At 64.3% G+C, this 12,911-nt stretch carries 15 protein-coding genes; all 15 read left to right on the forward strand.

Annotated features, from left to right (window positions below; genetic code table 11):
* Positions 1–7 precede the first annotated feature (7 nt).
* The 15 genes from F3J19_RS23155 (at position 8) to F3J19_RS23225 (ending at position 12,825) form a co-directional block, all read left to right on the forward strand.
* The gene (locus F3J19_RS23155; protein ID WP_167046587.1) at positions 8–760 is read left to right on the forward strand and encodes an amino acid racemase; all 753 of its coding nucleotides are present in this window, start codon (positions 8–10) and stop codon (positions 758–760) included.
* 11 nt (positions 761–771) lie between these two features.
* The gene (locus tag F3J19_RS23160; protein ID WP_167046590.1) at positions 772–1,806 is read left to right on the forward strand and encodes a D-cysteine desulfhydrase; all 1,035 of its coding nucleotides are present in this window, start codon (positions 772–774) and stop codon (positions 1,804–1,806) included.
* 302 nt (positions 1,807–2,108) lie between these two features.
* Entirely contained in the window at positions 2,109–3,290 is a 1,182-nt protein-coding gene (locus F3J19_RS33115) for a site-specific integrase (protein WP_167046593.1), read from the forward strand.
* Between the two features lie 286 nt (positions 3,291–3,576).
* Positions 3,577–4,248 (forward strand): hypothetical protein, encoded by a 672-nt coding sequence (locus tag F3J19_RS23170; RefSeq protein WP_167046596.1) that lies wholly within the window; start codon positions 3,577–3,579, stop codon positions 4,246–4,248.
* Positions 4,249–4,306: 58 nt separating this feature from the next.
* Entirely contained in the window at positions 4,307–5,161 is an 855-nt protein-coding gene (locus F3J19_RS23175) for a hypothetical protein (RefSeq protein WP_167046599.1), read from the forward strand.
* 25 nt (positions 5,162–5,186) lie between these two features.
* Positions 5,187–5,597: a hypothetical protein gene (locus F3J19_RS23180; RefSeq protein WP_167046602.1), complete on the forward strand. Its 411-nt coding sequence runs from the start codon at positions 5,187–5,189 to the stop codon at positions 5,595–5,597.
* A gap of 39 nt (positions 5,598–5,636) precedes the next feature.
* A complete protein-coding gene (locus F3J19_RS23185) occupies positions 5,637–6,506 on the forward strand; it encodes an ankyrin repeat domain-containing protein (protein WP_167046604.1) in 870 nt (289 codons plus the stop codon).
* 150 nt (positions 6,507–6,656) lie between these two features.
* Complete coding sequence (locus F3J19_RS23190; protein WP_167046606.1) at positions 6,657–7,190, forward strand: hypothetical protein; 534 nt, start codon at positions 6,657–6,659, stop codon at positions 7,188–7,190.
* Positions 7,191–7,357: 167 nt separating this feature from the next.
* Positions 7,358–7,588 (forward strand): hypothetical protein, encoded by a 231-nt coding sequence (locus tag F3J19_RS23195; protein ID WP_167046609.1) that lies wholly within the window; start codon positions 7,358–7,360, stop codon positions 7,586–7,588.
* A 528-nt stretch (positions 7,589–8,116) separates the two neighbouring features.
* The gene (locus tag F3J19_RS23200) at positions 8,117–8,665 is read left to right on the forward strand and encodes a hypothetical protein (protein WP_167046612.1); all 549 of its coding nucleotides are present in this window, start codon (positions 8,117–8,119) and stop codon (positions 8,663–8,665) included.
* Between the two features lie 123 nt (positions 8,666–8,788).
* Positions 8,789–10,915 carry a DUF5906 domain-containing protein gene (locus tag F3J19_RS23205; protein ID WP_167046615.1) on the forward strand — a complete coding sequence of 709 codons (2,127 nt, stop codon included), beginning with the start codon at positions 8,789–8,791 and terminating at the stop codon, positions 10,913–10,915.
* Between the two features lie 89 nt (positions 10,916–11,004).
* Positions 11,005–11,349, forward strand: a complete 345-nt coding sequence (locus F3J19_RS23210; RefSeq protein ID WP_167046618.1) for a hypothetical protein — start codon at positions 11,005–11,007, stop codon at positions 11,347–11,349.
* 126 nt (positions 11,350–11,475) lie between these two features.
* Entirely contained in the window at positions 11,476–11,742 is a 267-nt protein-coding gene (locus tag F3J19_RS23215) for a hypothetical protein (protein ID WP_167046620.1), read from the forward strand.
* Between the two features lie 93 nt (positions 11,743–11,835).
* Positions 11,836–12,180, forward strand: a complete 345-nt coding sequence (locus F3J19_RS23220; protein WP_167046623.1) for a hypothetical protein — start codon at positions 11,836–11,838, stop codon at positions 12,178–12,180.
* A 93-nt stretch (positions 12,181–12,273) separates the two neighbouring features.
* Positions 12,274–12,825: a hypothetical protein gene (locus F3J19_RS23225; RefSeq protein ID WP_167046626.1), complete on the forward strand. Its 552-nt coding sequence runs from the start codon at positions 12,274–12,276 to the stop codon at positions 12,823–12,825.
* Positions 12,826–12,911: the final 86 nt, after the last annotated feature.

Here is a 12,911-nt window from a genome sequence, read left to right on the forward strand (position 1 = left end):
ACAACTCATGAGCGATACGTCTTGCAGACCGCGCGAACTCGTCGTCGGCGTGCTGGGTGGCATGGGGCCTCAGGCCACGGCGGACTTCCTGCAGAAACTGATCGCGGCGACTCCGGTCGAGTGCGAACAGGAGCATCTGCGAATACTGATCGACTGCAATCCTAAGGTACCGGATCGCAACGTCGCGCTCGCCGGCGCCGGGCCTTCTCCGGGCCCGGCGCTTGCCGGGATGGCGGCCGGTCTTGTGCGCTCGGGGGCCGACTTTGTCGTGATGGCCTGCAACACCGCGCACGCGTACGAGGCCGACATCCGGGCGGCGCTGACGGTGCCGTTCGTCAGCATGGTCGAAGAAGCCGGCGACGCATGCAGCCGGCGCTGGCCGACTGCGAAACGCATCGGAGTACTGGCAACGCGCGGTTGCGTCGACGCGCAACTGTATCAGCGTGCGTTCGCCGCGCGGGGACGCGAAGCGCTGGTTCTCGCACCGGCTTGCCAGGCGACGTTCATGCAGCTGATCTATCGCATCAAGCGAGGCGAGGTGTCCGACGAGGTTCGCGCCGGCATGCGTGCTCTCGCGACGAGTCTCGCGGACGCCGGCGCGGAGGCGATCGTCTCGGGCTGCACGGAAGTGCCGCTCGCGCTATCCGAACATGACGCGCCGTGCCCTGTGCTGGATGCGACCTCGAATCTCGCGCAGCGCTGCGTACGTTACGCGCGCCTTGCCGAGGCACTTCCCGTTCTTCCGATTCACTCCCATTGACAAGGTCTGCCATGCATCTCTCGAAGTTTCCTCGCCTATCGCTCGGACATCTGAACACGCCGCTCGAACCCATGCCGCGCCTGAGCGCCTTACTCAAGGGTCCCAGGCTGTATATCAAGCGCGATGACTGCACCGGGCTGGCGACCGGCGGCAACAAGACCCGCAAACTCGAATTCCTGATGGCCGATGCGCTCGCGCAGCAAGCCGACACCGTCATCACGCAGGGCGCGACGCAGTCGAACCATGCGCGGCAGACCGCGGCGGCGGCGGCGCGGCTGGGGCTGCGCTGCATCATCCTGCTCGAAGACCGGACCGGCAATCGCGACAGCAACTACCTGTATTCCGGCAACGTATTCCTCGAACGGCTCATGGGCGCGCCGACGCGCACGTACGCGGCCGGCACCGACATGAATGCGGCGATGCAGGCGGTTGCCGACGAAGTTCGGGCGGCCGGCGGCAAACCGTACGTGATTCCCGGCGGCGGTTCGAACCGGATCGGTGCACTCGGCTATGTCAATTGCGCGATGGAAATCCTGGTCCAGGCCAATCAGCAGAATCTGGTCGTGCATCGCGTGGTGCATGCGACCGGCAGCGCCGGTACGCAGGCCGGACTCGTCACCGGGTTCGACGGCATGAATAGCGGAATCGGCGTGCTCGGCATCGGTGTGCGCGCGCCGAAGGAGGCGCAGGAGGCCAGCGTCTACCGTCTCGCGTGCGAAACGGCGGCGCAGCTTGGCATGCCGGATGCCGTTAAGCGCGAGCGCGTGATTGCGAACTGCGACTACGTCGGGGACGGCTACGGTTTGCCGACACCGGGCATGATCGAAGCGGTCACGCTGGTCGCACAGACCGAAGGCATCCTGCTCGATCCGGTTTATTCGGGGAAGGGCATGGCCGGACTGATCGACCTGATTCGCAAGGGGCACTTCGACCGCGACGAAAACGTCGTATTCGTGCACACGGGCGGTAGCGCCGCACTGTTCGGCTATCTCGAACCGTTTGCGAGTCAGCTGGCGCCTGCTACCGATACGCGTACGTCGGCGTAACGTGCAACGGCACAGCGCAGGGAGGTTCGCTCGCGTCGAGGCGCGGTATGTGAATCCCTGAGTAGACAACAAAAAACCCGCGAAGCTTTAGCTATCGCGGGTTTCAGGAACATCTCGGAACTGCTTGAAATTCAGGAAAGAGGAATCGCCCCCCCGACCTTTGCATTACGAAGGCAATGGCCCGAAACGCAGGAGCCTTGCCTGGTGGGTTTTTCAGCCGGGAAAAACAAAAATGCGTTGGTCATTTGGGAAAAAACTGGGAAAATATATGCCACTGTCATGTTCCAGCGAAGGGGGTAGGGGTGGCGAAGCCGAAGACATACAAGTTCAAGAACGTGTACGATCGCGGGGCGTCGTTCCAGGTCAAACTCATGCACGACGGGCACAAACTCAGCGAGTCGTTCCCGTACGTGGCGGACGACGTGGCGAGCAAAGACGAGGCGTTTTCCCGCGCCGTCGCGTTCGTGCAGAAGAGCAGCGCGAACCTGGTGGCCGGTCGGCCGGCCAGCCACGGCGAGGACTACAAAGGCACGTTGCGGCCGTACATGGAGCGGTACAAAAAGGAGGTCACGCCCACGAAGAAGGGCGAGACCGCGGAGGGCAACCGGATCGACCAGTTGCTCGACACCGTGGGCGGCGGCCTGGCGAACAGCGCCCGCTTGCTCGACATGCCGCTGAAAAACCTGAACCCGGACCATTTTGAGGCGTGGCGCAACGAAGCGCGCGACACGCGCGGTTACGAAAACTCCACGCTCAACTCGTTCATGTCGATTTGGTCCGCGGTGCTGGACTGGGTTCACGACACGGACAAGAGCAAGCGTTGGCTCGTGAACGGGGCGAAGGGCCACCGTCTGCCGGTGCGCGACGCCCGGGAACGTACCGCCGACGACGGCGACGTGGACTCGATCCTCGCGGTCGCCGGTTCGGCGCCGACCCGCTTGGGCGTGCGGCTGCTGATCGAAACCGGCGCCCGGCGCAGCGAAATCGCCGCGCTCGAATGGGACAACGTGGACCTCACGCTCGACCGCAAGCGCAAGCGGTGGCCTAACATCACGTTCCCGGACAGCAAAAACGGCACGAGCAGAACGATCCCGTTGACCTTGGAGTCCATCGCGCTGCTCGAGGCGATCCCGACCGCCGAGCGGTACGGGTTCGTGCTCAAAAGCCCGTTGAACACGCGCGAGAAGCCGCAGGCGATCCGGGCCGACGCCATCAGCAAAGCGTGGATACGCGGGCGCGATCGGGTCGAAAAGGAGAACCCGGGCATTCAAGGCTTGCGGCTTCACGACCTGCGGCACACCGCGCTCACGCGCCTGGCCGAACAGGTGCAGGACACCATCCTGCTTTCGGCCATTTCCGGCCACAAAGACCCGAAGATGCTCAAACGCTACGTGAACCCGAAGCCGGCGGGCCTCGCGGCGATGTTCGGGTTCGACAAGCCGCCCGCGAAGAAGCGCGCGGCGCGCAAGACCGCCAAGGCGTAGGCCGGCCGGGCCGCGGCTCCAAACCTGGGGCCGTTGGCCCCGATCCGGCTACCGCCCGATTCCGAAGGCGGCGGATCGGATCGCAAAAAAACGCTGTACAAAACGAAAAACCTGGGTGTAGGATTTCGTCCCATGCGGCGCAGTACGGCCCATTTCTACGCGACTCGAAGTAGCCCTCCAGTTGGTCGGGAGCAAAACGTAGGTTCCTCGGAACCTGCGGTTGTTGCTTACCCGTACCCAGCCCGCCATGTCGGCGTGCTGGCAACCAACGTTCAAGGAGCGCGCTATGTCGCACACCCACACCAGCACCACCCCGTCGTCGTCCGACGACATCATCGCCCGCGTCCGTGCCGAAATGCTGGCCGAACGCTTCCCCGTACCCGTCGCGCTTGAACTGATCAAGGGAATGCCCTTGATCAACGCGTGGCTCTGGTTCGCGCTGCCGCCGACCGTGCGCAGCATGTTTTGCCACCGGTTTTCGTCGTTCAAGAAGCACCCCCAGTTCTTCGACGAAGGCGGCTTCTGGTACGCCGTGCTCGTGCTGGCGACGCCGGAACTCGACGAACCCGAGCGCCACGCCAAGTACCTGCGCAGGACGATGTCCTGCGCGAAGAACCGCCGCGACCTTTTGAAGTTCATGGGCATGACGGACGCGTTGTTTGAGGCGCAACTGGCCGGCACGTGCGCCGATGGCAAGAAAAAAGGGATGCTCCCCGACGACACGCCGTCGTTCACCGGCTTCGAACTCATGGACATCGCGATCGCCCAACTGGCCCCCGGCGAGTACGACGTGACCGGCGTTGTGCGCGGCCTCTTGAGCACCGTGGACTTGCCCGAGAACACCGTGAAGCCCAAGGCCATCGGCGCCAAGATGCGGGCCTACGCCAAGCGCTTCCCGCACATGCTCCGCGAGGTCGATCCTCGCGACCTCACCCCGACCAGCACCGCCATGCACTGATACAAACGATTTGTATCAAACAAACCATCACCCATCACACCATTTAGGAGTGCTACGCATGAACACCACCAAGACCTACCCCGGCCAGCAGGAAGCCCTCGACATCATCGCCGTGCTGGACGACGACACGCGCCAGCGCCTGTACCACGCCGAAAAGGCGTTCGACGAGGCCACCGACGAATGGCTGCAGGACTGGGCCACCGACTACGCGGACGCTCGCTTTGACAGGGAGGACGAGGAAGAAGAATGGGACGAAGCCCACGACGAAGGCATGGACCTCGCGCAAGAGTCGGACGACTGGCTGCCGGCCTGCGACCGCTTGATGGACGAGGTCGCCGAGGCTTTCGGCGTGAGCGTGGACCTGCTGGGCCATGCCGCGGTGCTCATGGACAACTACCGGGGCTGGTCGCTCGTCGAGCAACGCCGCATCGAACTCGGCCTCGTCGATGAAACCGACCAGGCCGTCGAAAGGCTCGCCACGTACCCGCTCCACTGGCTCACCGAATCGCTGGACGCGGCCCGGGCGCTCGCCGGGCTCGACGACCAGCAGCGGGCCGAGAAGACGGCGAGCGCGAAGTTTCGCGTCAACCTCGACGCCAAGGACATCGACGCCGCGGGCCTCGTGCTCGCAGCCGGTCGCGAGGGCGAAGTGATCGAGCGGCAACGGGTGTTCGCGGCCAAGAGGGCGGCCAACAGCCTCGACGTGCTGGCCGCCCTCGACACGGGCACGCTGGACCGGACGATCGAAGCGGAGCAAGCGTGGTGCGACGCAAAGGAGCCGGAGGTCGCCGAGGCTCACGGTGTGACCATGGCCCTGATGCTGCACGTCCGCATCATCGTGGCGTGGACCGGACAAGCCGGGCTCGACGCGGTGCGCGAGCGCAACGCCAAACGTTCCGCCGCCCTGAACTGATCCACCTACCCACAGGAGAAAACGCATGTCCTACTTCCACATCAACCCGTTCTACATCAACGACCCGGACGAGCAAGACGCATTGAACGATGCGCTCGCCGTCCTCGCGGGCCAGCCACTTGGCTACATCGACACGCTGATCGCCGCGCACGAGGACTGGGCGAACGCGGTCGAGGCGTGGTGCGACAACTGGCGCGACGAGAACGCCGACCGGCTCGACGCGTTCGACACGCCGGAGCCCGAGGACCAGCCGGAGTACCAAGTGGCGTGCGAAGCCGAGCGGCGCAACGTCGCCGACGAGTTCCACGTCACCGTCGAGCAGTTGAAGCACATCGCCGTGATCGCCGAGTTTGGCAGCCGCGGCGAGGAGGAACTGCACGCGCGCAACAAGATGTTCTGGTCGATCGTCGAAGCGGCCGGCATGGCGATCGACTGAACCACGTTCCCCACCGCCATCACAACCCGGAGATTGAGCATGACCACCAACGAGTACAACGAAGACCTGCAAACGGCCGTCTGTCGCGGCGACCTCGAACTGCTGCACACCGCGCTGCGCCACGGGGCCGACCCGTTGTGCGACGGGACGAGCACGTGGTCGCTCCCGCACCTCGCGATCCACACGTGCTTCCCGGAGGCCGTCGAGGCGCTGATCGAGGCCGGCTACCCCGTCAACGCCGAGGACGACGAGTCGAGGCGCACGTTGCTGCACAGCGCTGCGATGTTTGGCGATGCGGCGCTGGTTCGCATGCTGCTGAAGCACGGCGCGCTGATCGACAAGCCCGACGCCGGGGGCGACACGCCGTTGCACTGCGCGGCGTGGAAGAACAACGCGGACGCCGTGCGTGCGCTCTGCGAGGCCGGGGCCAACCTCAACGCGCTCACGGATTGCAACGAAACGCCGCTGCACACCGCGGCACGTCGCTTGGCCCCGAAGGCGGTCAAGGCCCTGATCGAAGCCGGCGCGGACGTGAACGCCGACGGCGGCGGAACGCCGTTGTTCCTTACGGTCACGGACGAGAACGACACGCGGTGGGAGCGCGATTACCGCGACCACGGCGGGATGCGCGCCGATGCGCAGATTTTGCGGTCGTTGCTCGACGCTGGGGCCGAGCCGACTCAAGCGGTACTGGCCGAAGCGGTCTCCAGCAACCACACGCTCGCCATGCGCGCGCTCGTGCGCGCCGGGGCCGATCCGACGACGGTGGAGCCGGGCCGCCACGCCGACGCGAACAAAGCGCTCGAGGAACTGGTCGCCAAGCACGTCCAGCGTCAAGCCCGTGCGCTGCACGACGCGTTGAACGATGGCGCGTCGCCCGTCGCGATGCGTTCGCGTCCGCGGTTCTGAACCTTGACGCACCAGCAGCAGACGCACCAGCAGCACCGCGCTACGGCGCATTCTCCGCGACCCGCCGGGAGGCAAGCCCGGCATGGCCCGAGTTGGTCGGGGCACTTCCTTAACCGCAGCAAACGCAGTCCAACCAACTGGAGAAGCACGATGAAGAGCAAGACCAGCAAGACCAGCCAGGCAGCAACGACGTTCAGCAGCAGCGACCACTACACGGCGAAAACCGGCCGGATGACCGAGGGCCGCGAGGGCTGGGCGTACAGCGGCACGCTGTACCGCAACGGCGCGACGATCGCCACGTTCGCCGACTACGGCGACGGCGGGGAAATGCGCGTGGACTGGATCAACGCCGCCGAAAAGGCCGCGCTGCGGGCGTGGTACGTCGCCGTCGTGCCGGACGGTGGCACGTACTACGAAGACGGCTTGGCGATCGAGTCGATCGTCATGCGCTCGGACCATGAGGCCCGCGTGCGCAAGGCCATGCTCAAAAAGGTGGTTTGGTGCGTGCCCGGCGACCTTCGCAACGGCGGCAAAAGCACGTTCTACACGACGAAGCCCGCGGCCGGATGCGACGTGGCATCGACGGCTCAACGGGTGCAGCAGCAACATCCCGAGGCAATGGTGTTGAACCTTCTGCCGTTCGATGCGGGATTCGCGCTTTACGTGACGCTGGCCGCCGAGTAAGCGTTCAGCACTCGAAACTTGACGCTCGACTCACGAAGCACCAGAAGTACCCGCAACACCACACACACGCGACACGCTGGGAGGCAAGCCCAGCAACAAGCCCGGTTCGTCGGGGCCGTTCGTCCAGCCGGACGAGCGTTCCACCATCGACAACCGGAGAAGCAGGGATGAGCAAGCATTACAGCAAGAATCGCGACGTGAACGACTACATCAGCGGGCTCGTACGGGCTGGCTGGACGTTCACGAAAGGGAGCGGAGGCCACGGCAAAATCACCGCCCCGAACGGTCGGCGATGGGGTGTGCCGAGCACGCCAGGCGACTGGCGAGCATTGCCCAACCTACGCCGCGACCTGAAGCACCTCGCGGCCTTGCCCGCGGTCAAGACCAAGCGGGCTTGACCGAGCGCAGGGCGCCGCAGCGCAGCCGGGCCATGCCCGGCTTTTTTGCGCCCCGGCGAGACCACAGCGACGCCGGCAATGGGCGCAAGCAGGTCGCCCGGGCGCGCTAGCGCCCCAGGTTTTGGGGTTCCGCGAGGGCCGGGAACGTAAACCGAAAGCAAATCGACAGTTTCGACACAGGTAAAACAGGTAACTTTTTTTACCCGTGTCGCCGCAAAGCCTTGCTGGGTAAGGCTTTGCGGGCGAAAACAGGTAAAACAGGTAACTTCGGCGAGCCTTAGAGTACAAAAATCCGTTTTGAAAAATAAAAAGCGAGGCAGCCCTGCCGGCCTTCGATTTTTATTTTTTCAAGCCAGGCATGGTAGATAGGTTTGGCGTTTTACTTGTTTACCCGTGTCGAAGACCCTTGAAACCACGGTAAACCATTGATAAATAAGGATTTTCTACGACACAGGTAAAAACGGGTAAATCCCGGAAGCCCCGCCCAGCAAGGCTCCGCAACACAGGTACGACACAGGTAAGCGGGCCATGACCACGCTGGACCGGGCTGGGAGTCAACCCGCCGCCAACACCAACCCACCCGGGGCGCTATCGCGCCCAGGCACTCCGCTAAAGCCCGTCGCTGGCGACGAAGTTCGGCCACCGCACCAGGCGTTTTCGCTTTGTTTAACAGGAGACGGCTGGACGCTTGACAAGCCGGCAGCACCTGCCATAGTGGGTACGCAGTCGGCGCAGTTCATCGCGCTCAACGTTCGACCCAGTGGCTTGCTGCGGCAAGCCTTGACCGACGCCTCGGCCTCAAAAGCCGGGGCGTTTTTCGTTTACCCGCCGGAGACCGACACCATGACCACGCCGCAAACCAAAGCCGCCAAAGTTCCGAAAGTTCCCAAGGACATCATGCTCGGGCTTCGCATGAACAGCGCGCTGCGCGACAACTTCAACGCAGCGGTCGCTGCGAACGGCCTGGATGCCCCGGACGTTTTGCGATCGTTCATGCGGTGCTACGTGGCAAACCCGAAGCGTTTCTGCATTGGGATGTTCGAGGACAGGAGCGCGTCGCTGGAAAGCACCACCTGAAAAGAAAAGACCACGCCTGCAAGCGTGGTCCGATTGAACGCTGCACCCGTCAAAGCGCCGGTTCATGTTGTACCGTAACCAGAACCGGCTCCGTCGTCAAGTTTCACACAAAGGAGCCCTCCCATGTCCTCGCCTGCCTGCCGTCGTCCGGCCTTTCTCCTGCAACAACGCCCGGCGGGCTCTGCCGCGGTGCTCGATTTCAACGCAGCCAAGGCGGCGGCGGTCTCCGCGATGCCGCACGACGGGCCGGTGCGATTCGACGACGACGAGAGTGGAATCGCGCTCACCGATTCGCCCTTGCACGACGACACCGAGAGCGTCGTATCCGCGAGTGCGCAAAGCACCATCGAGACGCCGGCCGCCGGTGAAACCGTGCCCACCGACGATAGCGAAACCCCGACCGTTGCCGTCGCCACGCCGGACGTAAGCGACGAGGCCGCGAACGATAGCATCGTTTCGCGCAAGGGGGCGTTCCAAGGAAAAGGCGTCGAGCCGATGGAGAGCGGTCGCCGCACGGAAGAAGCACGCATGAAGGCGATCAAGGCGTTGCGCCAAGAGGTCAAGACGTTGACGGCCGTGACCAAGGCCGCCGCCACGAAAGCCGCGGCGGCCGAGAACGCCGTGATCAAGGCCGTGGACAAAGTGACGGAGCGCGAAGCGGTCGCAGCGTCGTTGACCGGGACGGCGCAAATCCGGGAGCAAGCCAAGATCGCCACGGCGCGAACCGTCGTTGAGCGTGCGAAGGCCGAGGCCAAGCGCTTGAACGAGGAGGCCGAGGAGGCGGAACGCAAACGCGCCGAAGCCGAGGGAGAACTGGTCACGCTCGAGGCGAAAGACGACGAGGACGACGACGCAACGCCCGAAGTGAAGTATCTGAACCATTGCATCGCCGACTGGACGTACCGGCCCGGCGGCGCATCGGCCGAAAACGCCGAGAACGTGGACGAAGTGTTCTACCAGCACGACGGTGTTTACTGGGTGCCGCAGACGGACAAGAAAGATGCTCACCGGGCCGCCTCGTTCGCACGTAAGAACACGCCGCAAAAAGCGACCAGCCACCTCGTTCACAGCATGATCGACTACCTTCGGATGATCATGCTCGAAGAGTACGCAAAACCGGCGACGCCCAAGGGCAAAATCTACATCCAGTTGCTCAACGCGGTGCTCGAGGTCCGCAAAGAGGCCGATGGCAAGGTGCTGGTGTACGCGCACAAGCCGGCGCCGCACTTCGGAACCACGTCGTGCGTCCAGGCACGCATCGACTGGAAGCGCAGCGTTGGGCCGCTCGACAGCAAGGGATCGGGCATCTACACGCCCGCACCGCTGCGCAAGACCAGTCTCTTCGGCGGGTACATCTACACCTCGTGCCAAGACGAGGACGACATGGTGTATTACGTCGCCGAGGCGATGGGATCGACCGTGACCGGCGACAAGACCTGGCGCAAAGCGATCCTCCTCGTGGGGCCGAAGCGCTCAGGCAAGTCCACGTTCCAGATGCTGCTCACGCGCGTGTTCCATCCGAAATGGGCCGCGGTGAACCCTGAAAAATGGGCGGATGACTTTGGCATGGAAAACATGATCGGCAAGACGTTGTACGTCGCTGCCGAAACCGAATATTTCCCAGCAAAGGAGTTCAAGGCGGTGGTCGCGTCGGACATGGTGGACGTGACGCGCAAGAACAGGTTGGCAATCAGCATGATTCCGCGCGGACGGCTGATCATCGCTTGTAACGATCCGCCGCGGTACCGCGACGACCCGAGCGGCGCGATCGCGGACCGGCTCTGCTGCATCCCTTGGGACGTGCAAGCCGAGACGAAGCCCGGCGGCGTCAACACCGACCTCGTGGAGCAGATCGTGGGCAACCCGGACGAGTTGCTCCAGATGGTCGATTTCGTGATCGACGGCGCGGTGCGGCTTGTGCAGCGCGGGGATTTCATGCCCGACGCAGAAGCGCCGACCCGAGTGCGAGCGCTGAAGGCGCGCGTCATCGGCGACAACAACCCCGTGTCGCCGTTCGTGGACGCTCACAACGTGAAGGCCGCCGCCAACGGCGAATACATCCCGAAGTTTGAGGTGTACCCGCTCTACGTGAAACACTGCGACATGACGGGCGTTAAGCCGCAGTTCCGGCTCAACGAAATCCATTTTTGGCGGCAGATGTACGCCTTCTTTGGCAAGACCTGGCCGCGCCATCAGCGCAACGGCATCGACTACGTGCCCTTGACCATGCGGGACGTTAAGTCCGTGTGACGCGAGGAACAAGGACGTTCGCCCCGGGCCGGTCTTCGCAGGCCGGCTTCGGGGTACCGGCGCCTTGGCGCCATCACCGGAGAAACATCATGATCATCCAGGATTTCACCCCCGCGGACATGCGCGAGCGCTTCGTCAAGTATTTCAACGTGAAGGTCGCGCCGGACCGCTGGACCGGCAAGGCGTCGATCCACGCCACCTACGCGGACTATTGTGCGCGCTCCAACGTTGAGCCCGAGCCCGAGGCCGTGTTCTTCAAGAACATCGCCGCGATGCTCAACGATCCGTGGGCGTGCGACCGCCACCGCGGCGTCGTGCACCTCGCCGTGGACGACGTGCCCGCGCTCCGCCCGTACGACGGCATGAGCCCCTACGAAGGGCCGTCGTTCGCAGTCCTGCCCAGCGGCAAACTGCCCAAGTGGTCCGCCCTCTAAAAAAAATGTTTAACAGGTGCTTGACATATCCCCGGTACCTGGTTGAATGGGTACATCAGCGCAACGCACCGCGCCCATCGTTCGAGCCCGTGACCCCACGGGCTCTTTTCGTTTACGGAGTCCACCATGCCCGCCCTCACCGACGACTACCTCGACACCATCACCGATTGGAAGGAACTCGGAACCTTCACCAGGAGCGACGCCGAACTCGCCGCCCGCAACCTTCATGAACGGATGGCTCTTTCGGTCGCTTTGCATTGGCAGAAACGCAAAGCCTTGGACGAGATCAAGCGCATTCGCCAGCACATCAAGGTGATGGAATCCTGGCACGCTCGGGTCGAGGCGGTGCGCCAAGCCTGCGGCGATCACGAGTACCGCCCGGTCCGCGCCTAACGCCTCACGCTCCACCGTTCTCCCAGCGCCCGCCTCACGTGCGGGTTTTTGGGTACCAGCGTCATCCCGACGCTGCCCACCGGAGAACACACCATGACCTTCGACGCCTTCGACACCGCTCTCGACCAGACGATCGGCTTTTCCGACACGGACGACTACGCCACCACGACGCCCAGCGTCGCCGCCGTGGCGCACCGGTCCGTTTTCCGCGTCCACAACCGGCCCAGCCAGCACATCCGTTTCCTGGACCAAGTGGTGCGTCAATACCAAGTCCTGCCCGACCTCGCCACGCTGCGCGTTCACGCGGGCCAATGGCTCGCCAACGACGAACCGAGCCTCACCGGCGCCGCCTTTGAGGCGAAGACCACGACGCTCGCGGTCTACGGCCATAGTTTCGGAAAGACGTACCACGGGTTCACGCACGACGCGCCGTTCTGATCGTCCCAAGCGTCAACTCCGCCCTCGTGCCCGCCGCAAGGCGGGTATCGAGGTACCAGCGCCGCCCCGGCGCTCACCGCGGAGAACACCATCATGGCTTTCCAACCTCGCAACATCGGAACCCACCACCCGCACGAGCCCGTCGTGCTCCCGCCGGCCCCGCCGTCGCTGATCGTACCGCCCAACCACGAGGCCATTTTTTGGCCCGTCGAGCCCGCGCCGTTGCCCGACGACGAGAGCGTGCCCGTGCAGCCCGTCGAAACCGGCGCACAACGCCGCAAGCGCGAGCGCACCGCGCGCAAGGCTCGGATCGCCCGCTGGATTGACAATGCTCGCCCGTGCTACGTGCCTGGAGCAATGACGAGCGGCAAGGGCTTGTTCGCCGAGTTCCGCCGCACCACGCCTTGCACCCACGAGGCCGAGGCCGTGTCCATGCCCGAGTTCTTGGTGACGTTGCGCGTCATGCTGGGCCGCAACCTTGCGTCGCCTGGTTGTCCGGGCTACATCACGGTGGTCGCCGACGACGCGGCCATCGCCGCGCGCGTTCGTCACGAAAAGCACGTGCTCCGCGCGGTCGCCGACGACGCCATGACCGCGGCCGATCCGTTCATCGAAGCCGCACCAGCCCCGCGCCGCAGGTTGTGATCGGCGCTCGACGCTGCCCTCGTGCCCGCCTCACGTGCGGGTCGCGCCGGTACCGGGAGCCGCCGGTTCCCATAACTGGAGACCAT

Origin of the sequence: Burkholderia sp. Ax-1724 (assembly GCF_011752995.1) — a bacterium.
In the GTDB taxonomy this organism is placed as follows: Bacteria; Pseudomonadota; Gammaproteobacteria; order Burkholderiales; family Burkholderiaceae; genus Paraburkholderia.